Source organism: Pseudomonas sp. HS6, from assembly GCF_023375815.1.
GTDB lineage: Bacteria > Pseudomonadota > Gammaproteobacteria > Pseudomonadales > Pseudomonadaceae > Aquipseudomonas.
Map to the genome: position 1 here is coordinate 2,501,827 of NZ_CP067412.1, position 25,460 is coordinate 2,527,286.

22 protein-coding genes and 1 pseudogene are annotated in these 25,460 nt (G+C 60.7%); 9 read left to right on the top strand and 14 right to left on the bottom strand.

Features of this window, described 5'->3' with window-relative positions; genetic code table 11:
- Positions 1–106: 106 nt before the first annotated feature.
- From JJN09_RS11555 to JJN09_RS11585, 7 genes are all read right to left on the bottom strand, one after another.
- Positions 107–1,471 carry a glutamine synthetase family protein gene (locus tag JJN09_RS11555; protein WP_249490234.1) on the bottom strand — a complete coding sequence of 455 codons (1,365 nt, stop codon included), beginning with the start codon at positions 1,469–1,471 and terminating at the stop codon, positions 107–109.
- A gap of 420 nt (positions 1,472–1,891) precedes the next feature.
- Positions 1,892–3,235: a chromate efflux transporter gene (gene chrA / locus JJN09_RS11560; RefSeq protein WP_249490235.1), complete on the bottom strand. Its 1,344-nt coding sequence runs from the start codon at positions 3,233–3,235 to the stop codon at positions 1,892–1,894.
- A gap of 284 nt (positions 3,236–3,519) precedes the next feature.
- A complete protein-coding gene (gene moaE, locus JJN09_RS11565; RefSeq protein ID WP_249490236.1) occupies positions 3,520–3,981 on the bottom strand; it encodes a molybdopterin synthase catalytic subunit MoaE in 462 nt (153 codons plus the stop codon).
- A gap of 3 nt (positions 3,982–3,984) precedes the next feature.
- A complete protein-coding gene (locus JJN09_RS11570) occupies positions 3,985–4,236 on the bottom strand; it encodes a MoaD/ThiS family protein (RefSeq protein WP_249490237.1) in 252 nt (83 codons plus the stop codon).
- Positions 4,233–4,718, bottom strand: coding sequence for a cyclic pyranopterin monophosphate synthase MoaC (gene moaC, locus JJN09_RS11575; protein ID WP_249490238.1), 486 nt, complete (start codon positions 4,716–4,718; stop codon positions 4,233–4,235). The genes JJN09_RS11570 and moaC overlap by 4 nt, the downstream gene beginning before the upstream one ends.
- Positions 4,715–5,557 carry a formate dehydrogenase accessory sulfurtransferase FdhD gene (gene fdhD, locus JJN09_RS11580; protein WP_249490239.1) on the bottom strand — a complete coding sequence of 281 codons (843 nt, stop codon included), beginning with the start codon at positions 5,555–5,557 and terminating at the stop codon, positions 4,715–4,717. Before fdhD ends, moaC begins: the two co-directional genes overlap by 4 nt.
- Before the next feature lie 266 nt (positions 5,558–5,823).
- Positions 5,824–6,723 (bottom strand): LysR family transcriptional regulator, encoded by a 900-nt coding sequence (locus tag JJN09_RS11585; protein WP_249490240.1) that lies wholly within the window; start codon positions 6,721–6,723, stop codon positions 5,824–5,826.
- A 298-nt stretch (positions 6,724–7,021) separates the two neighbouring features.
- Between JJN09_RS11585 and moaB the strand changes: the two genes are divergently transcribed.
- Positions 7,022–7,561, top strand: a complete 540-nt coding sequence (gene moaB, locus JJN09_RS11590) for a molybdenum cofactor biosynthesis protein B (RefSeq protein WP_249490241.1) — start codon at positions 7,022–7,024, stop codon at positions 7,559–7,561.
- Positions 7,558–8,763: a gephyrin-like molybdotransferase Glp gene (gene glp, locus JJN09_RS11595; RefSeq protein ID WP_249490242.1), complete on the top strand. Its 1,206-nt coding sequence runs from the start codon at positions 7,558–7,560 to the stop codon at positions 8,761–8,763. The genes moaB and glp overlap by 4 nt, the downstream gene beginning before the upstream one ends.
- 6 nt (positions 8,764–8,769) lie before the next feature.
- Here the strand turns inward: glp and JJN09_RS11600 are convergent, their stop codons facing one another.
- On the bottom strand, positions 8,770–9,567 hold the full coding sequence (locus JJN09_RS11600; RefSeq protein WP_249490243.1) for a MipA/OmpV family protein: 798 nt from the start codon (positions 9,565–9,567) through the stop codon (positions 8,770–8,772).
- 188 nt (positions 9,568–9,755) lie between these two features.
- Between JJN09_RS11600 and JJN09_RS11605 the strand changes: the two genes are divergently transcribed.
- The 3 genes from JJN09_RS11605 (at position 9,756) to JJN09_RS11615 (ending at position 12,955) form a co-directional block, all read left to right on the top strand.
- A complete protein-coding gene (locus JJN09_RS11605; protein ID WP_207985767.1) occupies positions 9,756–10,640 on the top strand; it encodes a LysR substrate-binding domain-containing protein in 885 nt (294 codons plus the stop codon).
- Between the two features lie 99 nt (positions 10,641–10,739).
- Positions 10,740–11,855 (top strand): agmatine deiminase, encoded by a 1,116-nt coding sequence (aguA, locus tag JJN09_RS11610; protein ID WP_249490244.1) that lies wholly within the window; start codon positions 10,740–10,742, stop codon positions 11,853–11,855.
- A gap of 2 nt (positions 11,856–11,857) precedes the next feature.
- Positions 11,858–12,955, top strand: a complete 1,098-nt coding sequence (locus JJN09_RS11615; protein WP_249490245.1) for an extracellular solute-binding protein — start codon at positions 11,858–11,860, stop codon at positions 12,953–12,955.
- Positions 12,956–13,234: 279 nt separating this feature from the next.
- Here the strand turns inward: JJN09_RS11615 and JJN09_RS11620 are convergent.
- The 3 genes and pseudogenes from JJN09_RS11620 to JJN09_RS11630 all read right to left on the bottom strand — a co-directional run.
- Positions 13,235–13,846, bottom strand: a pseudogene (locus tag JJN09_RS11620) (DNA-3-methyladenine glycosylase); the annotation flags it as partial.
- A 3-nt stretch (positions 13,847–13,849) separates the two neighbouring features.
- Positions 13,850–14,647: an isocitrate lyase/phosphoenolpyruvate mutase family protein gene (locus JJN09_RS11625; protein ID WP_249490246.1), complete on the bottom strand. Its 798-nt coding sequence runs from the start codon at positions 14,645–14,647 to the stop codon at positions 13,850–13,852.
- Between the two features lie 22 nt (positions 14,648–14,669).
- Positions 14,670–15,752, bottom strand: a complete 1,083-nt coding sequence (locus tag JJN09_RS11630) for a bifunctional transcriptional activator/DNA repair enzyme AdaA (RefSeq protein ID WP_249490247.1) — start codon at positions 15,750–15,752, stop codon at positions 14,670–14,672.
- A 109-nt stretch (positions 15,753–15,861) separates the two neighbouring features.
- Here JJN09_RS11630 and JJN09_RS11635 point away from each other — a divergent pair, with 109 nt between their 5' ends.
- Positions 15,862–16,275 carry a VOC family protein gene (locus tag JJN09_RS11635; protein ID WP_249490248.1) on the top strand — a complete coding sequence of 138 codons (414 nt, stop codon included), beginning with the start codon at positions 15,862–15,864 and terminating at the stop codon, positions 16,273–16,275.
- On the opposite strand, the gene JJN09_RS11640 is transcribed toward JJN09_RS11635, so the two are convergent.
- A complete protein-coding gene (locus tag JJN09_RS11640) occupies positions 16,272–16,892 on the bottom strand; it encodes a LysE family translocator (RefSeq protein ID WP_249490249.1) in 621 nt (206 codons plus the stop codon). The two genes, JJN09_RS11635 and JJN09_RS11640, sit on opposite strands and share 4 nt — an antisense overlap.
- 273 nt (positions 16,893–17,165) lie before the next feature.
- Between JJN09_RS11640 and JJN09_RS11645 the strand changes: the two genes are divergently transcribed.
- On the top strand, positions 17,166–17,771 hold the full coding sequence (locus JJN09_RS11645) for a biliverdin-producing heme oxygenase (RefSeq protein ID WP_249490250.1): 606 nt from the start codon (positions 17,166–17,168) through the stop codon (positions 17,769–17,771).
- On the top strand, positions 17,768–20,005 hold the full coding sequence (locus JJN09_RS11650; protein ID WP_249490251.1) for an ATP-binding protein: 2,238 nt from the start codon (positions 17,768–17,770) through the stop codon (positions 20,003–20,005). The genes JJN09_RS11645 and JJN09_RS11650 overlap by 4 nt, the downstream gene beginning before the upstream one ends.
- On the opposite strand, the gene JJN09_RS11655 is transcribed toward JJN09_RS11650, so the two are convergent.
- Positions 19,983–20,768 (bottom strand): type 1 glutamine amidotransferase domain-containing protein, encoded by a 786-nt coding sequence (locus tag JJN09_RS11655; protein WP_249490252.1) that lies wholly within the window; start codon positions 20,766–20,768, stop codon positions 19,983–19,985. The two genes, JJN09_RS11650 and JJN09_RS11655, sit on opposite strands and share 23 nt — an antisense overlap.
- Before the next feature lie 142 nt (positions 20,769–20,910).
- On the opposite strand from JJN09_RS11655, the gene JJN09_RS11660 reads away from it, so the two are divergent.
- Entirely contained in the window at positions 20,911–21,498 is a 588-nt protein-coding gene (locus tag JJN09_RS11660) for a LysE family translocator (RefSeq protein WP_249490253.1), read from the top strand.
- Between the two features lie 55 nt (positions 21,499–21,553).
- On the opposite strand, the gene JJN09_RS11665 is transcribed toward JJN09_RS11660, so the two are convergent.
- On the bottom strand, positions 21,554–25,219 hold the full coding sequence (locus JJN09_RS11665) for a hypothetical protein (RefSeq protein WP_249490254.1): 3,666 nt from the start codon (positions 25,217–25,219) through the stop codon (positions 21,554–21,556).
- Between the last annotated feature and the right edge of the window lie 241 nt (positions 25,220–25,460).

Below are 25,460 nucleotides of genomic sequence, written 5' to 3' on the forward strand. Positions count from 1 at the left end.
CTGGCTTGCCAGCGATAGCGGAGGATCAGTCACCAAAAATGCTAGATGTGCTGACGCCATCGCTGGCAAGCCAGCTCCCACAAGGGTTAGTAGTGAATGTTCAGGATCAGGCTTCGGTCAGATACCAGCGCCAGTCCTGCTCACCCACTTCGGCCATGAACTGCCGGTATTCCGCACGTTTCACCGCCAGATAAACCCCAAGAAATTCCTGTCCCAACGCATCCCGCGCCCACACCGATTTTTCCAGCGCCGTGAGCGATGTCAGCCAGTCAGTCGGCAGCAGTTCTTTCGCCTGCGCATAGCCGTTGCCTTGCACCGGTTCGCCCGGATCAATCTCTTCTTTTATCCCGCGATGAATACCGGCAAGGATCGCCGCCGCTGCCAGATACGGGTTGGCATCCGCGCCGCAGATGCGGTGTTCGATGTGCCGGGTGTTGGCCGGGCCACCGGGCACGCGCAGGCTGACAGTGCGGTTGTCGACGCCCCAGGTCGGCGCCAATGGCGCATAACTGTTGGCCTGAAAGCGGCGGTAAGAGTTGGCGTTCGGGCAGAACAGCAGCAGCGAATCGAGCAATGAGGCGAGCATCCCGCCAATCGCCGTGCGCAATAGCGGCGTGCCGGCCGGGTCTTCGGAGGCAAACAGATTGCACCCCTCGGCATCGGCGAGGCTGACGTGCATGTGCATGCCGGTGCCGGCCAGGTGATCGAACGGCTTGGCCATGAACGTCGCCTGCATCCCGTGCTTGTGCGCCACGGCTTTGACCAATCGTTTGTAGCGCACGGCCTGATCCATCGCCTCGAGTGCATCGCCGTGTTCGAGGGTGATTTCCACCTGGCCCGGCGCGTATTCCGAAATCGCCGTGCGCGCCGGAATGCCGTGCAGTTTGCAGGCGCTGTAAAGGTCGGCGAGGAACGGTTCGATCTGTTCCAGCTCACGCAAACCGTAGACCTGTGTGTGCCTCGGTCGACCGCCGTCGGCATCCAGCGCCGGTTGCGGACGACCGTTGTGATCGCGTTTGGCGTCGAGCAGATAGAACTCCAGCTCGCAGGCCATCACCGGGTGGTAACCCTCGGCTTTCAAGCGGTCGATGACCTTGATCAACAGATGACGCGGGTCGGCAATGCTCGCCGGCATGCCTTGTTCCGGGTGCATGCTGACCTGCACCGCAGCGGTCGGAATCTGCCGCCACGGCAGGCGCACCAGACTGCCTTCCAGCGGGTAGGCGCGGCAGTCGATATCGCCGACGTCCCACACCAGACCGGAGTTTTCCACGTCTTCGCCGTGCACGGTCAGACCAAGGATGGTACTCGGCAGCGGGCGACCACTTTCGTAGACGGCGAGCAGTTCTTCGCGGTGCAACAGCTTGCCGCGTGGCACACCGTTGGCGTCGAGGATGAACAGCTCGATCATGTCGATGTCGGGGTTTTGATCGAGAAAATGACGGGCGTCTTCAATGGCTGCGAATTTCATAATCAATCACTCACGATGGCGCCGCACAGGCGCGCAGATTCGGGCCGGACGCAGCTCGGCAAAAGGCGCGGGCGTCCTGGCAGGGATATCGAAAAGAAGGGGGCTGTCGCGATGTTTACCGGCGCGATCAGACGGGCAGGCAGATATCCGGCGGGCGTGCGGAGTGACGCAACTTGGAGCGGCTCAGGGCCATGGGGAGATTGACGATGCGATTCATGCGCGGCCCCTGTGAAGGAGGGCGCACAGTGCAGAGACGTTCAACGATTCTGATTGTTGTAGTGACGTGCTCATGACGCGTGTTTCCGTTGGCGGAAAACGTCGGCGGCGGGAGTGTCCCGCCATGCCGGTGTGACTGGATAGTAAGGGGGAACTCCCGGATAAGTAAACGCCTGATTCCGAAGGGCATGGCAAGCGCCCGGATCAGCGCAACAGGTGAAACCCCAGCCCGACGAGGGCGCAAACGATCAACACTTCGATCACTCCGCGCTTGAAAACGAACAGCCCGAGAGTTGCCGCCGCCGCGAGCAACAGCGCAAAAACGTCGGGTTGCCCGGCGAACCCCTGGGGCCAGAACACATGGTAAGCAAAGAAACACGCCAGATTGAGGATCACCCCGACCACCGCCGCCGTGATCGCGGTCAGCGGTGCGGTGAACTTCAGTTCGTTGTGGGTCGACTCCACCAGCGGCCCGCCGGCGAGGATGAACAGGAACGAAGGCAGGAAGGTGAACCAGGTCACCAGCGTCGCCGCCAGCGCGCCAGCGGCGAACGCATGTTCCGGGCCGAACGTCGGTTGCACGTAAGCGCCGACGAACCCGACGAATGCCACGACCATGATCAGCGGCCCCGGCGTGGTTTCGCCCAGGGCCAGGCCGTCGATCATCTGCGTCGGCGTCAGCCAGCCGTAATGCCCGACCGCGCCCTGATACACGTAGGGCAGCACCGCGTAAGCACCGCCGAACGTCAGCAAAGCCGCTTTGGTGAAGAACCAGCCCATCTGCGTGAAGGTGCCGTTCCAACCGAACAGCGCCGTCAGCAGCGCCATCGGCAGACACCACAGCAACGCACCGACCAGCATCAGACGCAGCAGTCGTGGCAGGCTGAATCGCGCATGTTCGGGCGGTGGCGTGTCGTCATCGATCAGCGCCGGGCCGAAGGACTTTTCGCTGCCACGATGACCGCCATTGTTGAACCGCTGCGGCGCCCAGCGTCCGCCGAAATAGCCGATCAATGCCGCGCCGAGCACGATCAGCGGGAACGGCACGTTGAAGGCGAAAATCGCCACGAACGCTGCCCCGGCAATCGCCCACAGCCAGCTGTTCTTCAAGGCTCGCGAGCCGATGCGATGGGCCGCGTGCAACACAATCGCGGTCACCGCCGGTTTGATCCCGTAAAACACCCCGGCCACCACCGGTACGTCGCCAAATGCGATGTACACCCACGAAAGGGCGATCAGGATCAGCAGTGACGGCAACACAAACAACGCCCCGGCCAGCACGCCGCCACGAGTTCGGTGCAGCAGCCAGCCGATGTAGGTCGCCAGTTGCTGGGCCTCGGGGCCGGGCAGCAACATGCAGTAGTTGAGCGCATGGAGGAAACGTCGTTCGGAGATCCAGCGCCGGCGCTCCACCAGTTCCTGATGCATGATCGCGATCTGCCCGGCGGGGCCGCCGAAGCCGATGCAGCCGAGTTTTAGCCAGAAGGGCCAGGCTTGGCGCAGGGTGATGGGTTGTGGGCGGGGCAGGTCCTTTGGCGTTTCGCTCAAGTGTGGCTCCACGTTTGAATCGGCGGGAGATGCTATCTAATCAGGCTTTCATGAATTTGTGGCGTCTGCCTTGCCCTCACCCCAGCCCTCTCCCGGAGGGAGAGGGGGCCGACCGAGGTGTCTTCCGTCCTACATCGACCTGGCAATCCGAGTCGATTATGGATTTAGCACACTGCTGTTATTCGGATTCAACGCTATGAGTTCAGGTCGGCGTATTTCTCAAGCATCCCCCAATCGGTCCCCTCTCCCCCTGGGAGAGGGCTAGGGTGAGGGGCTTTCAATCTTCAGGCATGCGCCAGACTCCAGCGAACCGCCGCATTCTGATCACTCTCCCGCGCCTCGACCCAATGCGCCCCCTCAGGCGTGGTCTCCCGCTTCCAGAACGGCGCACGCGTCTTGAGCACATCCATGATGAACGCACAGGCCTCGAACGCCGCATGCCGATGCTTGCTGCTGACGCCAACAAACACGATCGGCTCGGTCACCGACAGCGCGCCGACCCGATGCACAATCTCCACCGCCAGTAACGGCCAGCGCTCGCGGGCCTGTTCGGCAATCTGTTCCAGAGCCTTCTCGGTCATGCCCGGATAATGTTCCAGAAACAGCTCGGTCACCGACTGCCCAACGTTCAGATCGCGCACATAACCAATGAAATTAACCACCGCACCCACCCGTGGATTGCGCGCATGCAGGTCGGCAATCAACTGACCGGCATCGAAGCTTTTACGTTGAACTCGCACCCCCATGTCTCAACCCCCCGTAACCGGTGGGAAAAACGCAATCTCGTCGAAATCCTCGATCACTTGATCTGGCTGGCACAGCTCCTGATTCACCGCGCACATCAGGTTGCCGGCGCCGAGCACCTCACGCCAGACATCGCCACGCTGCATCAGCATCTGCCGCACGTCCTCGACACAGGCGAGGGCGCTGCTGGCCGGGATCTTTTCACCGCCCAGATTGAGCCGGTCACGGTAGCTGGCGAAGTAGTTGATCAGAATCATTGCGGGTTCTCCCATTGAAAATGGCCGGAGCGGCCGCCCTGTTTGCTCAGCAGGCGGATGTCGCCGATGACCATCGCCCGGTCCACCGCTTTGCACATGTCGTAGATCGTCAGCGCGGCGACGCTGGCGGCGGTCAAGGCTTCGAGTTCGACGCCGGTCTGGCCGGTGAGGCGGCAGGTGCTGGTGATCTGCACGCGGTCCGGTTCGCAGGCCTTGAGTTCGACGTGGATCGAACTGAGCAGCAGCGCATGACACAGCGGAATCAGTTCGTGGGTGCGCTTGGCCGCCTGAATCCCGGCGATCCGCGCCACGGCGAAGACGTCGCCCTTGGGATGGCCGTTGGACTGGATCATTTGCAGGGTTTGCGGACGCATCTGCACCCAGGCCTGGGCCGTTGCTTCACGGCGCGTCGCGGCTTTGTCGCTGACGTCGACCATGTTGGCGCGGCCCTGATCGTCGAGGTGGGTGAGGGTGTCGCTCATGGGGTTGGCTCCTGGATCGGGCTGTAGATTCGGGGGGCGTTGCGGTGCGGGACGTGGATCAGGTTCAAGCGGTGTTTGAGTGCCCAGCGCACAGTCAGCGCGGTGGGGGCGGACAGGCTGACGAGGGTGCCGAGGCGGGCGCGCACGGCTTTGTGGATCAGTTCGAGGCTGCAACGGCTGGTGACCACGACGAAGCCCTGACGCGCATCGAGGCCTTCGAATTGCAGGGCGCCGATCAGCTTGTCGAGGGCGTTGTGCCGGCCAATGTCTTCGCGGCACAGCAGCGCTTCGCCGTCGGCGTCAAAGTACAACGCTGCGTGCAGGGCGCCGCTGCTGCGGGCCAGTTGCTGGGCCTGTTCGATGCGTTGGCGGATGCCGTCGAAATGCGCGGCCGGTGGCAACGACGTCGGCGTCAGGATCGCCAGTTGCGGCAGCGCCTGCTCCAGGGCTTCCACACCGCAGAGGCCGCAGCCGCTGGTGCCGGCCATCTGCCGGCGATGATCTTTCAGCGCCCAGAATGCACGGCTGGAAATCTGTACATCGGCCTGGCAGGCCTGGTCGAAATGGGTCAGGCGGATGTCGTGGATATCGTCGAGGCGGTCGACGATGGCATTGCTCAGGCTGAAGCCGCGAATGAAGTCCTCGATGTTGCCCGGAGAGACCATCATCACGGCCTGATTCAAGCCGTTATAGCTGATGGCCAACGCGATTTCGGCCGCCAGCGCCGCGTGGGACACCGGCGCGTAGTCGAGGTATTCGCGATAAGCCACTTGCGCCGGTTGTGGCGCGGGGGCGTTGGCGTCGCCCGGTTCGATGAGTTGTTCAACTTGGCACAGCATCTTGAAAGTCCCCGAAGCGCTGAAGTGAGTTCAGGCTACGGGGCACGGAAAAGTGCGTCCAATCGCTTGTTCCGATGCAGTGATTGGATTGGTCGATGACGGCTTTCACATTATGGATTTGTATTGATTGATCTGGTCTCATCGCTGGCAAGCCAGCTCCCACAGGGTTATGCGGCGGATCCGAAACTGCGATCACCTCGATCATTGTGGGAGCTGCGGTGCGACGATTCGACTTGCCAGCGATGGCGGCCTGACATTCAACACATTTATTCGGCAGGCGTCTCGATCCCGAACATCTTGCGCGCCTCGGCAAAACACTTCTCGGCAATCGCCGAGCGCGGTTCGGTCTTGCGCATCACCAGCCCCAACGGCGCAAGTACGCTGGCATCCGGCAAATTGATGAACGCCAGATGTTCGATCGGCTCTTCCAGGCCGCTGTCCAGCGGCATGATCGAACAGCAGAAACCCTGGTGAATCGCCTGCAGCAGTTGATAGGTCGAATCGCTTTCCATGATTGGCTGCGGGTTGAGGCCGCGACTGCGGAAACTCAAGTCGATGGATTTGCGGTAATGCATGCCGGTGGTGATCATCCCCAGCGGCAATTCAGCGGCGTCTTCCCAGCTCATTTCCGGGCCTTCGAAATGGAAGTGGCGGGTGTCGTAGAGCAGGCCGACGCGGGTTTCGCCGATCTCGAAGAAATCGAAATAGTTCGGGTTGACGTGATCCAGATAACACACGCCCAGGTCCAGCTGATTATTGCCCAGGCCTTCGATGATTTCGTTGGAACTCAGCGACGACAGGCTGTATTTCAGCTCCGGATAAATCGCGGACAAACCCTGAATGTAATTGACCGGATTGAAGTTGCTCAGCGGCACCAGCCCCAGGCGCAGGCTGCCGACCAGTTGCCCGCGGCAGGCAGCGGCTTCGGCGAACAGCCCGTCGTGGGCGGCCAGCAGCGTGCGGGCCCAGGCCAGTACGCGTTCGCCGGCCTGGGTGAAACCTTCGAAGCGCTGGCCGCGATTGACCAGTACCAGATCCAGCTCGTCTTCCAGATTACGCAGGCGCATCGACAGGGTCGGCTGGGTGATGTGGCAGCGCGCAGCGGCCTGGCCGAAGTGGCGGGTTTCGTCCAGCGCAATCAGGAACTTGAGTTGTTTGATGTCCACGATGGCACCTGCTCGATTGAGAATTTTGATTGAGTATTGACGCAGATGCGTACGGCGCACGGAAAGCGCAGGCGGTGACGATCCCATTGATCGCGTTTTACGTCCAATCGGAAGCGTTGAAGAGGCTATCGAGGGATTCAATCATGGCCGATTTCATTGGCTCGGACGGTAGTCGAAGTTCGCAGAAAAATGACCGATAGAGCGGATCGATAATGCGGTTGGTTAGAGTGATTAGACAGTCTAGATAAGTGGCACTTAGGCTCTGGCCCAATTGAATTGGCGAATGCCGGAGAATGCCATGAGTGTTAAAGCGGATGCCCTGTTTGTTCCCTTGAATATTGCCGTGCTGACGGTCAGCGATACCCGCGATTACGCCAGCGATACTTCCGGCCAGTTGTTGGTCAGTCGTCTGTTGGAGGCTGGCCACACGTTGAGCGAACGCAACCTGCTCAAGGACGACTTGTACAAGATCCGCGCCCAGGTCGCGCAGTGGATTGCCGACGACGGCATTCAAGTGGTGCTGATCACCGGCGGCACCGGTTTCACCGGCCGCGACAGCACCCCGGAAGCGGTGGCGTGCCTGCTGGACAAACAGATCGACGGTTTCGGCGAACTGTTCCGCGCCATCTCGATTCTCGACATCGGCACCTCGACCGTGCAAAGCCGCGCGCTGGCGGGCCTGTCCAACGGCACACTGGTGTGCTGCCTGCCGGGCTCCACCGGCGCGTGCCGCACGGCCTGGGAAGGCATCCTTGCCGAGCAACTGGATAACCGTCACCGCCCGTGCAACTTCGTCCCGCACCTCAAATCGGTGCAAGCCTGTGGGCCGCGCGGATGAGCAAGCCGGGTTTGATGCCGGTCGAGGACGCCCTCGACCAACTGTTGGCGATGGCCGATGAACAACGTCTGCCGGACAGCGAATCGGTGCCGCTCACTGAAGCGCGCGGACGCGTGCTGGCCAGCGATCTGGTCGCCACCCTCGACCTGCCGCCGTGGCCGAACAGCGCCATGGACGGTTACGCGTTGAACCTCGCCGATCTGCACCGCCAGCCATTGAGCGTGTCGCAGCGGGTCTATGCCGGGCTGGCGCCGGACGCCTTGTTGCCCGGCACCTGCGCGCGGATCTTCACCGGGGCGCCTTTACCGCCCGGCGCCAATTGCGTGGAAATGCAGGAAAATGTCGAAGTGCTGGAGGATGGCCGAGTACGGTTTCTGCAACCGCTGAAGGTCGGCCAGAACATCCGCGCCCAGGGCCAGGAGAACCGTGTCGGCGACACCTTGCTGCGCGCCGGCAAACGCCTTGGCCCGTTCGAACTGGCGGTGGCCGCGGGGCAGGGCATGACTCATCTGCCGGTGGTCCGTCGCCCGCGAGTGGCATTGCTGTCGACCGGTGATGAGCTGGTGGAACCGGGGCAACCGCTGCGTCCCGGCAGCATCTACAACAGCAATCGCATCTTGCTCGGCCATTGGTTGCGCGAACTGGGTTGCGAGGTGATCGACGCCGGGATTCTTCCGGATCGCCCGGCGCAGACCCGGCTCAAGCTTGAGCAGTTGCAAGTGGCAGCCGATCTGATTCTGACCACGGGCGGCGTGTCCGCCGGCGATGCCGACTGCCTCGGCCAGGTGCTGCGCGACAACGGCAAACCGCTGCTGTGGAAGCTCGCGATCAAACCCGGCAAGCCATTGACGGTCGGGCATTTCGGCACAGTGCCGGTGATCGGTCTGCCAGGCAATCCGACCTCGGCGCTGGTGACGTTCGGCCTGTTGGCGCGCCCGTACCTGCTGCGCATTCAAGGCGTGGAAGAGGTGATGCCGCTGAGCTTTACCGTGAACGCCGGATTCGACTGGCCGAAACCCGGCAGCCGTCGCGAGTACCTGCGGGTGCGCCTGGAGGGCGGTCAGGCGGCGCTGTATCCGAATCAGAGCTCCGGCGTACTGCTCGGCGCAACCTGGGCGGACGGGCTGGTGGAGATCCCGGAGAACAGCACCTTGCGCATGGGTGATCCACTGCGCTTCATTCCGTTCAGCGAGCTGTTCTGACCGCGATCAGAAGCTGTAGGCCACCTGACCGACGACGGACGTCTGCATCCGGCGCTCGACAATCGGGCTGTCCGCCGCCTCGTTGCCCAGATACTGCACCGCCAGGACGGTCGACACACTCCATTGTTCGTCCAGTGGCAGCGACCAGGTCAGATCCGCCCCGCGACTGACCAGGCCGCCCCGGGTCTTGTATGCCCGGAACTGGCTGCGTGAGGCCTGTGCGTCACTGACGCCGTACCAGGTGCGCATGTAGTTGCTGTCACCGAACTGGCTGTTGAGGCCGCCGACCACCTTGCCGAACCGTCCTTCGTAGAACGGGGCGCTGATGCTCAGCTTCAGGCGATTCCAGGCTGAGCCGGTGTCGTGGTCATCGTTATCCTTTTCCAGCGCGTGTTCGAAACTTGCGCCAAGGATGATCGGGCCCATGTGATAAGTCCCGTCGAGTCCGATCACCGGACGCGACTTGATCGAGCCCATGCCGTTGAGCTCGTCGGAACCCTTGTAGCCGGTCTTGCGATCCTTGCGCACGTCGCTGGCGCCGACGTAGACGCTGAGGCCGAAATCCTCTTCGTCGAACCCCCAGCCGAGGCCTCGGCTGCTGTCGAGAAACACACCGTAAGGGCTGACGATTTCGACACCCACCAGCGGCGCTGTCACGCGCTCATCACTGCCGCTGTAACGCGGCGCGCTGACCGCACCGGCACGCAAGGTGGTTTTCCAGTCGGCGGCACGCAGAGAATCGCTCGCCAGCAACAGGCAAAGAGAGGTCAGGGAAAACGAAAGGGTACGTAACGAAACCTGCATGGGGCACCTGATAGGGATTTGGATGCGCCCATGCTAGTGAGGTGGCGGCCGGCAATCTTTGGCAGCTTTGTCGAGAAACTGTCAAAGACTGTGAAGGCGGCTTGCCGAAGATGAACGATAACGCGGTGCAACTGGACGCCCGCGAAAAGCCCGGTCAGCATGGCGCAAAAAATCGGGATCAAAAACCCATGCGCCGACTACCTTCCCTGGCCGCCCTGCGAACCTTCGAATGCGCCGCCCGCCACGCGCATTTCGGTCGTGCCGCCGCCGAGCTGTGCGTCACCGACAGCGCCGTCAGCCATCAGATCCGCCAGCTCGAAGAGCAACTCGGCGTGTCGCTGTTCATCCGCGAGGGTCGGCAGATTCGCCCGACCATCGCCGCCGGGCGCTTGATGCAGAGCCTGCAACAGGCTTTCGAACTGATCGGCGATGCCTGCGATGAATTGCGCGATCCGTCCTCGCTTGCGGTGTTGCGGCTGGCGGTCACCGCAGAACTCGCGCAGAAGTGGTTGATGAACCGTCTCACCGATTTCTACGCGCGTTATCCGCACATCACCTTGCACCTCTACGAACAGCCGATCGACGCCACCGCACCCGGCGAAGATATCGATCTGGCAATCACTTACGGCACCGGTCCGGTGGACAGCAGCGCGTATTTCGTCCGCCCGTTGCCGGCGTTGCAGTTCTTCCCGGTGTGCAGCCCCGGCCTGTTCAACCAGGGCACTCTGAAAACCCCGAAGGATCTGGCCCGCCATTGCCTGTTGCACGACGATCAGGACGGCAAGACCTGGACCGCGTGGCTGACCAGCCATGCCGGCGACCTGCGCCCGGAGCGCCAGTTGTATTTCGCCCACGCCGGCCTGGCGCTGGAGGCCGCCGCACAAGGGCAGGGCGTGGCGATGGGCGACAACCTCACGGCGCAGGAGGATTTGCAGAACGGTCGTCTGGTGCGGCCGTTCACCTCCAGCATGACCGCGCTGGGCCAATACGCGCTGGTCTGCGAGCGGGTGCGGCTGGAGCGTCCGGCGGTGGCGCAGATGCTGGAATGGTTCAACGATCAACTGGCGGATTGATGAGTTGAATTCAACTGTTCCGAAATAATCATCGTTGGCGGGCCGACCGCCCGCAACCGTAGCCTGAGGTCATTCCCATCCCGATGACGAGGTTTGACCATGGCACGTTTGCTCGATACCACCCCGAAACAGGACGGCTTCCGACTGCCCGGCGAATTCGAAGCAAAGTCCGGTTGCTGGCTCGGCTGGCCAGAGCGCACCGACGTCTGGCGCAACGGCGCCAAACCGGCGCAGAAAGTCTGGGTGCAGATCGTCACCGCGATCTCCCACAGCGAACCGGTGACGGTCTGCGCCTCGGCGGCCCAGTTCGCCAATGCCCGCCGCCAGTTGCCGCCGCAAGTGCGGGTGGTGGAAATGACCTGCAACGACACCTGGTTCCGCGACAGCGGCCCGTGCTTTGTAGTCAACGATCAGAGCGGTGAAGTGCGTGGCGTCGATTTCGAATTCAACGCCTACGGCGGCCTCGATGGCGGGCTCTACTACCCGTGGGACAAGGACGATCAGATCGCCAGCAAGATCCTCGAAATCGAACGTTTCGACCGCTATCGTGCCTCGTTGATCGCCGAACTCGGCGGCATCCAGAGCGACGGCCAGGGCAGCATCCTCACCACCGAGCAATGCCTGCTCAACCGCAATCGCAACCAGCACCTGGGCAAGGACGAAGTGACCCGCCGGCTGACCGATTACCTTGGCGCCGAACAAGTGATCTGGCTGCCACGCGGTTGCAAGTTTGACGAAACCGACGGCCATGTCGACGACCTCGCGTGCTTCGTGCGCCCCGGCGAAGTGGTGCTGCAATGGACCGACAATCGCGACGACCCGCAGTGGGAAATCTATCAGGAGGCCTACGACATCCTGCGCAGCACCCGCGACAGCCGTGGCCGCGAGTTGATCGTGCACAAGCTGCCGCAACCGGACGTGCTGGAGTGGACCGCCGAAGAAGCCGAAGGCCTCGATCAGCAGGACAGCACCCACACCCGCCAGGCCGGCACCCAAATCTGTGCGTCGTACATCAACTACTACGCCGGCAACAGCTCGATCGTGGTGCCGCTGTTCGGAGACCGCAACGATCAGGTGGCGCTGGCGACCCTCGCCGAACTGTTCCCGCAACACAAGATCGTCGGCATCGAAAACTCCCGGGAAATCCTGCTCGGTGGCGGCAACGTCGCGTGCATCACCATGCCGCAATACGCCGGTCAGAAAAAAGGAGCCTGACCATGGGCCTGCACAAACTGAGTAAAGCGTTATTGCTGGTGCTTGCACCCCTGTGTGTGCAGGCCGCCGAGCCGGCGAAACCGGTGGTCAATCTGTATATCTGGGGCGAGTACCTGGCCCCGGACACCCTGAAGAATTTCGAGGCGAAAACCGGTATTCAGGTGGTCGCCGATCACTTCGATTCGCTGGAAACCGTCGAGACCAAATTACTGACTGGCCGCAGCGGCTACGACCTGGTGCTGACGGCCGGCCAGCACCTGTCGCGGGCCATCGAGAGCGGCGCTATCCAGACGCTGAACAAGCAGCAGCTCCCGCACTTTGCCGGGGTGGGAGACGAATTCCGTCAGCACATGGCGGTATTCGATCCGGGTAATCGCTACGCCGGGATCTACGCCTGGGGCACCACCGGCGTCGGCTATCAGGAGGAGGCCGTGAAGCAGCGCCTGCCGGAGGCGCCACGGGACAGCTGGGCGATGTTGTTCGATCCGGCGGTGGTGTCGAAATTTGCCGATTGCGGGGTGAGCCTGCTCAACGATCCAAACGAAGTATTCGCCGCGGTCATGAAGTACATGGGCCTGGACATCAACCGCCAAAGCCTCGATGACCTGAAACTCGCCGAACAGCAACTGGCGAAGATCCGCCCGTACATCCGCTATTTCGACAATGACCTGAACATCAGCGACCTGGCCAACGGCAACACCTGCGTGGCGATGTCGTGGAACGGCAACGTTGCCATCGCGGCGGGCCAGGCTGAAGCGGCGAAAAAGCCGTTCAAGTTGAATTACCGGATTCCGAAGGAGGGCACGTTGCTCTGGTTCGATGCGATGGTCATTCCCAAGGATGCACCGCATCCCGAGGCCGGATTGGCATTGATGGATTATTTGATGACGCCCGAGGTGATTGCGCCGATTACTGACACCATTCACTACGCCAATGCGATTACGGCGGCGGACGGGTTGATTGATCCGGCGATTCGTAATGATCCGGGGACTTATCCGCCGCAGGCGGTGAGGGCTTCGTTGTATAGCAAGAATGATAATGGGAAGGCGTTCAATCGGGCGTTGATTCGGGCGTTCAGTCGGCTGAAATCCGGTCTGTAGCCCAAGCCACCCTCACCCCAGCCCTCTCCCAAAGGGAGAGGGAGCCGACCGAGGTGTCTTACGCTATACATCGACCTGAGCGTCCGAGTCGATTATGGATTCACCAAAGTCTTAGCCACCTGGATTCACCAACGTCTTGGCGACTATGGATTCGCTCACGTCTTGGCGTCTATGGATTCACAGGTGCTGTTTCAGGTCGGCGTACTTCTCAAGCATCCCCGGATCGGTTCCCTCTCCCTCCGGGAGAGGGCTAGGCGGGCGGCGTTCCGATGAGGGGCTTTTCGGAACCCGCCACAAATACCAGGCCGCCACCGTCCGAAACGGACTCCACTCCAACCCGATCTCAATCATCTGCCTGCGCGCAGGCTGCACCTCCAACCCCTTCAACCGCCGATACCCTTCGCGCACACCAAAGTCATCCGCAGGCAAAATATCCGGCCGCTCCAGGCTATAGATCAGCAACATCTCCACAGTCCAGCGCCCAACCCCGCGCAGGCTGACCAACCGCTCGATCAGCGCTTCATCCTCCATTGCCAGCGCGGTCGAGTAATCCGGCACCACACCGTCCAGAGTCGCTTGAGCAATCCCCAGAATCGTCGCAATCTTGCCCGCCGAAAAGCCGCAACTGCGCAGTCGATCAAAATCCGTGGCAAGAATCTGCTCCGGACGCGGAAACGACTGCCCGGGAAACAACCCCACCAGCCGCCCGACAATCGCATCACCCGCCTTGGCGTGCAGTTGCTGATAGGCAATCGCCCGCACCAGCGACTCATAAGGATCGCGCGCCGGATGCGGTTGATGCAGGCAAGTGCCAATGGCAGCGATGTGGCGCTGCCAATCGGCGTCGAGGCTGGCCAGAAACTTGCTGGCCGGTTGGTAGGGATCGGGCATGGCTTACTTCAGCAGACCGTTGACTTCGCCATAGGTGAAGGCCCTGAGGTCATGGGTATCGAGTTTGCCGCTGGCGAGGAAGCTTTTCACCAGTGAGCCCATGGCGCCGTAAAGGAATTCGGCGATGCCGGAGCCAGCACTCAAGCGGCGTACGCCGAGGGTTTTCAACTCATCGGGGGAAGGCAGGCAAGCGAAGCCGAGGACGTTGACCGGCAGCGTCGTGCCTTTGCAGATGGCTTCGATTTCGTAGGCGGACGTCACGCCAGCGGCGAACAAACCATCGGCCCCGGCTGCCTGATACAGCGCCGCGCGGTGCAGGGTTTCGGCGACGCGATCCTCGGCCGGCACCAGACTTTTGAGGTAAACGTCCGTGCGTGCGTTGATAAACAGTTTCACATCGCGCTTGTCGGCGACTTGCCGCGCCACTTCGATCTTGCGCGCCAGCAGTTCCGGCGTGCCGCTGCCGTCTTCGATGTTGATCCCGACCGCGCCGGCGGCGACGACCGCATCGATCACCTCGGCGACACGGTCGAGGTCATCGGAATAACCGGCCTCGATGTCCACGCTCAATGGCACCTTGATGACACGGGCAATCGATTCCACAGTACTGATCAAACGCTCCAGCGGCAGGGTGTTGCCATCCGGATAACCATGGACCCAGGCCACCGCGGCGCTGCTGGTGGCGACCGCTTTGCCGCCGAGTTGCTCAACCAGTCGCGCGCCCGTGGCGTCGGCGACGTTGGTCAGGATCAGCAGGCCATCGTGGTGCAACTGGTGAAACTGTGTGTCGAGCGCGTTCATCGAAATCCCTTCTTGTCGTTGGTCAGAAAGCCAGCGGTTGCGTGAGCTGCACAGCGGCGTTTTCCAGTCTTAGCAGAAACGCCTTGCGCGGTTGCCCACCACCATAACCGGTCAGTGAGCCGTCCGCACCGATCACTCGATGGCACGGCACCACGATCGACAACCGATTGTGACCGTTGGCCAGCCCCACCGCACGACTGGCGCCGGGTTTGCCCAGTCGCGTGGCGATGGCGCCGTAAGTGCTGGTGTGGCCATAGGGGATTTGCTGCAGCTCGGCCCAGACCTGACGGGCAAACTCGCTGCCGGGCAGGTGCAGCGGCACGCTGAATTCGCTCAGCTTGCCGGCGAAGTACAGCGCCAGCTCATTTTCAATCTGCTGCAAATGCGCGTTGTGCCCCGGCGCGACAACGTAACCGTAGCGGTTTTGCAGTTCCTCGACTTCCCGGGTCAGCGCCGGGCGGTCAAGAAACTCCAGCAATACCAGCCCGCGTCGCTCGGCCATGGCGATCATCGGCCCCAGTGGCGTGGTCAACCGGGTGAACAGCAGCGGTTCGCTGGTCGCTGCGCGTCCTGGCGTGATGTGGAATGACTTCTGAAACGCATCGCGAAAACCGCTGAGGGATTCATAACCGGAATCGAACGCCGCGTGGTCGATGGACGTGCCTTGCTTGATCCCGCCCAGTGCTACACCGAGCCGACGGGTGCGCAGCCACGCATGAAACGTCATGCCGAAATGCTGCTTGAACCAGCGCCGCAGCCTCAGCGGCTCGATGCCTTCGGTGAGCAATTGCGCATCGCTCCAGCGCAGCTCCGGATCGGCGTCGACGGCTTTCAATAGCCGTTGTACCCAGTCCGGGGCGATGGCTGCCGCGTCCAGCGGTTTGCAGCGCAGGCAGGCGCGGTAGCCGGCAGACAGGCAGTCGTCAGCGTGGGCGAAGAACTCGACGTTTTCCGGTTTCGGCTTGCGCGCCGTGCAGGTCGGGCGGCAAAAGATCCCGGTGGTTTTCACCGCCGTGAAGAACACGCCTTCATAGGCAGTGTCGCTTGCGAGCATGGCGCGAACCATTTCGGCGCGAGGGGGCAGGACAGCGGCTTGTATGTTCATGAGCCGAGGATAAAACCAGTTATTCGATGGCTCCACCGAAAAATCGACAGTGAATTTTCGGGCCGCTGCACTACAGTGATCGGGTCGCTACAACTCGGGAAATGAAGGTATGCCACCGTTCACGATTCAACACATCGATCACATCGTGCTGCGCGTTGCCGATCTGCAACGCAGCATTGATTTCTACGACCGGGTCTTCGGTGCCGAAGTGGTCAAGCGCAACGAAAAATTCGGCCTGGTGCACCTGCGCGCCGGCACGTCGATGATCGATCTGGTTGACCTCGACGGCGAAATCGGCCGCAAGGGCGGCGCCGCTGCCGGTAGTGAACGGCGCAATGTCGATCACTTCTGCCTGCGCATCGAGCCGTTCGATGAAGCGGCGCTGGTCAGTCATTTGCAATCCTGCGGCCTGACCGTCGACAAGGCCGCCACCCGCTTTGGCGCCGAAGGCTACGGCCTGTCGCTGTACTGTTTCGACCCGGACGGCAATCAGGTCGAACTCAAAGGCCCGTCCGAAGCTTAGGCCCGTTTCGCCATCAGCAACACCGAAGCCGCCGCCGACAGCAGCCCCGCGCAGCAACGGTTGAAGATCCGTTTGCCGCGCGGCTCGGCGAACCAGCGGCGCATGTGCAGGCCCATGTACGCGTAGGCGCTGATGGCGATCCATTCCAACAGCAGAAACAGCACGCCCAGCAGCATGAATTGCGGGGTGATAGCGCGGGTCGGGTCGACGAATTGCGGCAGGAACGCGGTGAAGATCAGGATTGCCTTGGGGTTGCCTGCGGCCACCAGAAATTCCTGACGAGCCAGCGCCAGCAGTCCACTTGCCGGCGCCGTAACGGCGTCTTCGGTAGCCGGATTCGCCCGCCACAGCTGCCACGCCAGATACAACAGATACCCCGCGCCGACAATCTTGATCCCATAGAACAACAACTCGGACGTTTGCAGCACCACCGCCAGCCCTGCTGCCGCGAGTGCGATCATCCCGGCAAACGCCAGCAACCGTCCGACACCCGCCACACAGGCGCGACGATAGCCGTAACGAGTGGCGTTGCTGACCGACAGCAGGTTGTTCGGGCCGGGTGCCATGTTCAAGGCAAAACAGGCGGGCAGAAACAGGGAAAGGGTGGCGAGATCCATGGTGCGGGCTCCGGTGGCAGGAGCGATATTTTTATCACGCGCTCGCGCGGGCCTGAACCGTACAGTCACGCAGTAGTGTCGCGGTACAGCATGGTCGGGCGTGAATCCGTTCGAACTTTCTGCCGTCTCGTCAACTCTGAAACCGTCACAGGGTGATGAATCCGCCAGAAAAACCATCTGCCGGGTCAGAAAGGACAATTGCCGTGTAAGCTTTCGCGCCACGCTTTTCCATTCCCCCATGGCCCCAGGCGGCCCACTGTACGAGCGACCTACATGCAAGCAAAGGCCCGCGAGGTTTATGTACCACCGGTGTTGCAGGACCTGCGCGCCGGCACGGCCGAACTGCACATTGCACTGGAAAAACGCCTTCCCTTTTTCTCCGACACCCTTGATCTGCACGCTTTCGAGCGATTGATGCGCGCCTATTACGGCTTCTATCAGCCATTGGAAAGCGCATTGCAGGACAGCGGCGCGATCCCCGCCGATTTCGATCTGGTTTCGCGCCTCAAGGCGCCGACCCTGCAACGCGACCTGCAAGCGTTGGGCGCAAACGACAGGGACTTCTCGATCTGCCGCCAGTTGCCCGCCATCGACTCCGCCGCAGCCTGTCTCGGCGTGCTGTACGTCCTGGAAGGTGCGACCCTCGGCGGGCAGATCCTGCGCCGGGAAATCGCCGCACGACTGAGCCTGGGTGCGGACAACGGCGCGGCGTTTCTGGATATCTACGGCGCTGCCACCGGCCGGCGCTGGCGCGATTTCATCGAATACCTGGGCAGTCGCCCGATGGAGGCCGACGAGCGTGAAGCCGTCGTGGCGGCCGCCCACACCACATTCAGCTGTTTCGAGCGCTGGCTCGAAAGCCAGGAGGTTCTGGTATGACCCCGCAAGACAAAGAAGCTTTTGAAGAGTTGCTGGCGAACTGCGCCGACGAGCCGATCCGCTTTCCCGGCGCGATCCAGCCGCACGGTTTGCTGCTGACCCTGAGCGAGCCAGACCTTTCGATCATCCAGATCAGCGCCAACGTCGAGACCTTGCTCGCCCGTCCGGCGCAAGAGCTGATCGGCCAGCCGCTGCAAAGCCTGATCGGCGATGCCCACGCTGCGCAGGTTCGCGAGGCCTTGCAACAGCCGAGCCTGTCCGATGCGCCGCCGCTGCACTTTCGCCTTAATGGCACCGCGTTCGAAGGCTTGCTGCACCGGCATCAGGATGTGCTGATTCTGGAGCTGGAAATCCACGTCGAAAACTTCCAGCCGCGCAACGTCGCCGGCACCGAAACTCACCTCGGGCGGATGCTCGCGCGCCTGCAAAAGGCCCAGAGCCTGCAGGCGCTGTATGACATCAGCGTCAAGGAAATCCAGGCCATGACCGGTTACGACCGGGTGCTGATCTATCGCTTCGAAGACGAGGGCCACGGTCAGGTCATCGCCGAAGCGTCCGATCCGTCGATGGAAGTCTTCAACGGTCTGTTTTTCCCGGCCTCCGACATCCCCGAGCAGGCCCGCGAGCTGTACCGCACCAACTGGCTGCGGATCATCCCGAACGCCGACTACCAACCGGTGCCGCTGGTGCCCAAGTTGCGCCCGGACACCCAAACCCCGCTGGACCTGAGCTTCGCCACATTGCGCAGCGTGTCGCCGATCCACTGCCAGTACATGAAGAACATGGGCGTACTGTCCTCGATGAGCATTTCCCTGCTCAAGGGTGACCGGCTCTGGGGCCTGATCAGTTGCGGCAACCGTCAGCCACTGCACGTACCCCATGAGTTGCGCACGGCGTGCCAGACCATCGGCCAGGTGCTGTCGTTGCAGATCAGTGCGATGGAAGCGCTGGAAGTCAGCCGTCAGCGCGAGGAAAAGGTCGAGGCGCTGACGCTGCTCAATCAGGCGATGATCGATTCGCCACAGAACGTCTTCGATGGCCTGGCCAATCAGCCTGAAGTCTTGATGGCGCTCGCCAATGCCGGCGGCATCGCGATCATCGAAGACAAGCAATTGCACCGTTACGGCAGCTGCCCGGAGCCGGAAGCGATTCGTACGCTGCACAAGTGGTTGCAGGAGCGTGGCGAGCCGGTGTTCTCAAGTCATCACCTGGCCAGCGTCTATCCGCCGGCCGCGCAGTATCAGCAGGTCGCCAGCGGCGTGCTCGCCATGAGCCTGCCCAAACCGGTGGACAACGGCGTGCTGTGGTTCCGCCCGGAGGTCAAAGAGAACATCAACTGGAGCGGCGACCCGCGCAAACCGCTGGATCTGGAAAATTCCGACGTCGGCCTGCGCTTGCGGCCGCGTACCTCGTTCGAAATCTGGAAGATCGAGATGGCCGGGATTTCCACCAAGTGGAGCCACGGCGATCTGTTTGCCGCCAATGACCTGCGCCGCTCGGCCCTGGAAAATGATCTGGCCCGTCAAGTGCGCCGCGAGCAGGAAGCGGTGCGTGCTCGCGACGAGCTGGTGGCGGTGGTGTCCCACGACCTGCGCAACCCGATGACCGTGATTTCCATGCTGTGCGGCATGATGCAAAAGGCTTTCAGCTCGGACGGGCCGCACACCTCGCGGCGCATTTCGACCGCCATCGACACCATGCAACAAGCGGCCGGACGTATGAATACGCTGCTGGAAGACTTGCTCGATACCTCGAAAATCGACGCCGGCCGCTACACCATCGCGCCGCAGAAACTCGATGTCGCGCAGATGTTCGAGGAGGCGCAATCACTGCTCGCGCCGCTGGCGCTGGACAAGGACATCAGCATCTCCTTCGAGGCCGATCCCGATCTGAATATTCATGCCGACCCCGAGCGGCTGTTCCAGGTACTGTCGAATCTGGTCGGCAACGCGATAAAATTCACGCCGCGCCTTGGCAAGGTTGACGTACACGCGAAATCGGTCGGTGACGAGATCGTATTCAGCGTACGCGACAGCGGCGAAGGCATTCCCAAGGATCACTTGCCGCATGTGTTCGACCGTTACTGGACAGTGAAGGAAGGCAATCCGAACGGCACCGGGCTGGGTCTTTACATCACACAGGGCATTGTCGAGGCCCATGGCGGGCGGATTGTGGCCGAGAGCGAGCCGGGGCGGGGCAGCGAATTCCGCTTCACCGTGCCGCGTCTGGACTGAGTACCGGTTCGCGTCGGGTGGCCTGCAACAAGGCCACCCATTCGGCAGCGAATCGATGGCAGTCGCCGGGCCAGCGGGCCGTGAGCAGGTTGCCGTCGCGTACCACAAAACCGATTTGCGGGTTCTCTGCCTGGTCGCGTTTGGCAATGAGCGGCCCGCGTATGAAATCGGCGTTGCTGGCCAGTGCGGTTTTCACTTCTGCCTCGACGGTCTGCTTGTAGGTACGGTAGTAACGCCCCAGCCACGCAGCGGTCATCAGCCACGCTGGCAACTCCATGGTTGCCGCCAGCAGTGCCGTGACCTTGCGCCCGAACAACACCGAACGCCCGGTTTCCGGATCGAGTGTTCTGGCCAGCAACAACACGCCATGACACACCGCCGCCACGGGTTTTTCGGCCTTGAAAAATTGCAGGGCGATCTGCTGGGCCTGTGTAGATTCCAACAGCGTGCGCATGTCTTTGGCATGACCGCCGGGAATCAGCAAACCGTCAAACCGGTTCGTGTCGACATCGGCATAGGCCAGCGGCTGCTTGAACGCTTCGGACTCGATCATTTGCGTGTAACTGTGAAGGTCGGCTTTGCGCGTCATCAGCATCGAATTCAGCAGGCCGAAACCGATGTCCACCAACCGTGGGTCGGCGTGGGCGGGCAAGCCTTGCGGGGTGGCAAAGCGCACTTCAATTCCTGCGTCGCAAAGTGCCTGCCACGGCACGCTGCTTTCGGTCGGGTCGTAATCGGCGGAGGGCAACAGAATCAGAATCATCAAAGGCAGACTTCCAGGTCGAGAGTAATTGCATAGCCAGAGCGTAGTGGGTCTGCGCGTGCGGGGGTAATTTCCTTCAATACTGCCCGATGTGTGCTGGCTACTGTGAGCGCCTTGTTCCTCGATTTGAAGCAGGTGTGCGATGAGTCTGATTGTGTCGATGGCGGCGTTTGCACTGGCCGCGTCCATTACTCCGGGTCCGGTGAATATTGTGGCGTTGAGCTCCGGTGCGCAGTTTGGCTTTCGCGCCAGCCAGCGGCATGTGGCCGGGGCGACGCTGGGGTTTGTGCTGTTGCTGGTGTTGATGGGGTTGGGGCTTCACGAAGTGTTGAAACTGTGGCCGTCACTGACCCGCGTGGTGCAACTGGCCGGGGTGGCGTTTCTGCTGTTCATGGCCTGGAAACTGGCCACCGATGACGGGCGGTTGAACGCGAAAGAATCGGGGAGGGCACCGTCGATGTTCTATGGCGCAGTGATGCAATGGCTCAATCCCAAGGCGTGGCTGGCCTGCGTGGCGGGCATGGGCGCGTTTGTCGCCGATGGCGAGGCGCGGCTGGTGTGGCAGTTTGCGGCGGTGTATCTGGTGATCTGTTATCTGTCGGTCGGGTGCTGGGCCTATGCCGGGACGTTCTTGCGCGGCTATCTCGGCAACCCGGCGGGAATGCGGTTGTTCAATCGGGTGATGGCGTTGTTGCTGGCGGTCAGTGCGGGATACTTGTTGTACCCGTAGATTCATCTGCATATCAATGTATGCCGTGCCCCGGCGAACGGGGCACGGGCAAGTATCAGAATATGCCGTTGAGTACACTGAACACATGAGGAGGCATGGCAGTGAATCGGTTTTCTCGCAGTTGAATGATGGCGTATAACGCACTGGCCGTCCGGCCGTTACCGTCACCAAAGCCTTGGAATCCAACCACTGCCGCCAACAACTGTTTGTCGAGGTGCGGATGGGTCAAGTCCAGTTTTTGCAAGTGTTGCTCCAACAGCGAAAAACCGGTGGGGCTGCTTCCATATTTCGTCGACAAGCCTGCATCGCGAACTCTTCCAACTGCCTCAGGAACGAGTCGACGGTGGATTTCCTTGATAACACCCGGATCGATCAAGGATGCGCCGTTGCCTGCATACTCTCGAAGAAGGCTTGTGATGTTGTTGAAGTCATTGCCTGAAGAGCTCGAGCCGTTCAGCATCCAGGCGGCCGCTCTGTGTGTCGGGTCGGTGTAGTTGAGAGGATTGAAGATCGAGTCTGGCAGGACGTCGGTATAAGGCGCTTTACCCAGGTCAAGTTTCAAGACGTTTTCTTGATAGCCTTTCATGTAGTGGGCTTTTTTGCTTTCAAGCCCGAAAAGGACGTCCAGTGTTTCGACATAATCACGCGCTGTGATTTTCGTATCGAAAAGTCGGATCGGGTGGCTGGCGATATAGGCGCCCGTCAATTCTTCCAGCGCTGTACGGCCGATCAGCGACTGCAATGAGTTCGCCTGAGAGGATTGCAGCGCGGTGGTTTTCACCGCGTTGTTGGTCAAGTGCTGCAGTTCGTTCTCCGTTACTCCTTTTGGCAACGTGAAATTCTTTTCGCTCAGGCGCGCAACAATCTCTTGAGTCGTTTGGATACTGTCGCTTTTAAACAGGGTCCGGGCATGCGATACGGTGTCGAGCTTCATGCGAATTTGCGCAGCCGAGCCCGTATGCTCAAGGGCCTTGAGCAAGTCGTAGCTGTTTGCGCCTGTCAGGTAACGCAACTGCTGGCGCGCCTGGCGAGTCACCGAAAGTGTCGAGGCGCTCAGTTTAGAAACGCTGCGGCCCAGTAACTTGCCTGTGCCCTTGATCAACTGAGGTAGCCCACTCACGGGATTGAACAGGCCCAGCGTCGTGCTTGTGAGCACTCGGGAAGCGGAAAGCAGCCGAGTGGCTGCGCTCGCGCCTTTGGCGGTGGCACTGGCTATCTTCGCGGGCACGGCTGCAAAGACGATAGCCAGCGCTGCGGCGTCCACCACGCAGTCGACGATGGCGGCGCCTTGCTTCTTCTGATCGCCGGAGAAGAGGCCTTCCACGCAACCCTTGAATGGAATGATCAGGTTGAGAATGACGTCGAAGATGGCTTCGGTCTTGGCGATCGCTCGCTCGCGTGTTGTAGGGTGCAGACCCAGTTGGCGAATTTCACTTTCGGTGATGTAGGGGTTTTTTTCGGCGATGAGTTTGCTCAGAGCTTCCTTGCGCGGCGAGCGGAAGAACGGTGTCGGATAATCCGGGTCAGCCTCTCCTGTCGGGGCCTTGAGTTCACCGATCTTGCGCAGATAAAACCTGGATTTTGCGGTATCCCTCGGATCGACGTTTTGTTGATAAGCCTGGATGTCTATCGGTACGTTTTCGAGTTTTTTCCTGTCGGCGAAGCGAGTATCCAGGTCGTAGTAATTTCCTGATACCAACGGCGCAAGAAACGGTTCCAGGTCCCGGTTGTATCGACACTCCATTCTCATGGGGAACAATTCAAAACAGGCCACTCTGTTATGAGCATATTGCGTGCAGATAATGACGCCGTAACGGCCTGTTTTGCCTGGCAGTTCGGCGGCAGGCACCGTGACACCCGGGCGGCCGGAGGCCGACTCAGGTCGGTATTCGATTGTCTGGAGGGCGTAGATACCCAGCGCGCCGTATTCCAGGTCGCCGGCATCTTCCGGGAGCACTTTTGAAAGTGCGACTTCTATATTGCTGGCCAGGGCTTCGGTAATACCACTGAAGTAGTCTGAAATCGCCGTTTCATAAAGCTCCTGGACGGGAAACAGAGCGTCCAGTCCCGGAAGCGATTCATAGATACTGTTGCCCCGGATACGGTTCCAATCCCGAGTGTGAAGTTCATCCCCCATGTATAGATCCAGCACAGACACTTTACGTCCGCCGCCACCTCCGCTGCCGCGGTGTTTGACCAACAGTTCTTCGGGGTCGCATTCCGGAACACTGGACTTCAGCTCCTTCAAGGCAAGCTGCTTGCGATCAGGCAGGGGGCTGGAAAACTTCTCGGCGGCGCTCAGTATCTTGTCCAGATGCCGGTTGTATTCGCTAGTGGCGTAGGTGATGGAGGCCTGACTGACGAAACTGTCGGTATTTCGAGAAACAAGTCTGTTCATTACGGCCCAGTTGATCACCGGGTCAACCGCCGCATGTTTCTGTAATGACGACAGCAACGGCATGGCCTTCGCGGATTGTCCGAAGCCCAACAGATGTTCATAGCTCATCTTGCGGGAGACTCCGGGGATCAATGCCTCGACGAGGTGTACCGCCTGAGTGCCGATCACCCAGGCGGGTGTGCCGATCTTCACTGCGCCAGGCCAATGGGGAAACAGATATTCAGGGGCCATTCCTCCGAGGACCCACTGCGCCACCAGAGGAGCGAACAACGGATGGAGACTCAATTCGCCGATCAGATGCTGTTCGAGTTGTGCGCGAACGGCGGAAGGAGGGCGCATGAGGAAATCGGGGGCGTACAGGTCGAAACCGGCAAAGTGAGTGCTGGCAATGTCGAGGGCTGGGTCGAGGTCGAGCAGCATGGCGGCAATCAACAGCTGTTCGACAACTCTCCGTATCGGCGCCTCCCCGGCCGTATCAGGAAACCAGCCCAACGCGTGGATATAATCCTGAGCGTGTTCCGAACTCCACACGGCAGTATCGAGCAGTCTTTGTATCCGGTAATCCACGCTGACAGGCAATGGATCAACGGAAGTGCTGGAAAGCATCAGGTGGCCGCCGAAGGTTGCGGTGAGAGACTCATCTCCCCCCGTCAACGTTTCGGTGACCTGAGCAATGATGGCGCGCTGTTTGTCGTCAAGTTTGAAAGGCGATCCATCGGGCGCGTCCAGCAATTCCCAATAATTACCATACTCGGGGGCCTCGGGCAGTGTCGAAAAGTTGAGCAGATCAATCAGGCCTCTGGTCTCGTTTTCGTTTCCTGGTAATTGCAGACCATGGAAGCGCAACCATTGGCCGACAAGAATATTCTCGCCGGAAGTCACCCAGCCACCACTTGATCGTGCTGCGCTGCCAAGCAACTTCAAATCCTGGACAAAGTCACTAAGGTGGGCAACATCGGCCGTGATGTTGTGAGGGGAAACAAAACGGGTGGCGGGTTTTTCGTCATGTCCGACGATGTTTTGATAAGAAAAGTAGAAGCGGCTGTTTTGATCAACCAGAAAGATTGCCGTTTCCGGGATTGAACGGCGACGCCGAATGGCAGCAAACCCGGGGTGGCGAAGAAGAATAGAGAGAGAAACTCTGGCATTGCGGTGGATCTGGTCGAAACCGGTGCTTCCGACGTCCGAAGTCAGCAGTTGGTCCCATTCCCAATTCAGTGTTTCGACCGCGTGCGTGTTGTCAATGAAGTTGTTGAGAGTTGTTGCAATATGTTGTTTTTGAAGTTCGTCCGAGTGACGCGTCGTAGGGGTATTGGATTGCATAATGTAAGTTCTAGCCGGTAGTCAGTATGGGGGTGTTCTGAGTGGGTGAGGCTAACTTATCATGCGCGGCGAAGAGTCGAAGTTTGTGTGTTGAAGTGTGTGGTGAAGGAACAAGTATGTGCGATTGGCACTGTTGTAAAGGGGGCGGGGTTGTATGTTTGAATTGTGTTTGTTTGTTAATCGAGGGCGTTCAGTTATTGCTCTCGATTGAAAGGAGGTCGACTTGACGAGTCATTTGATC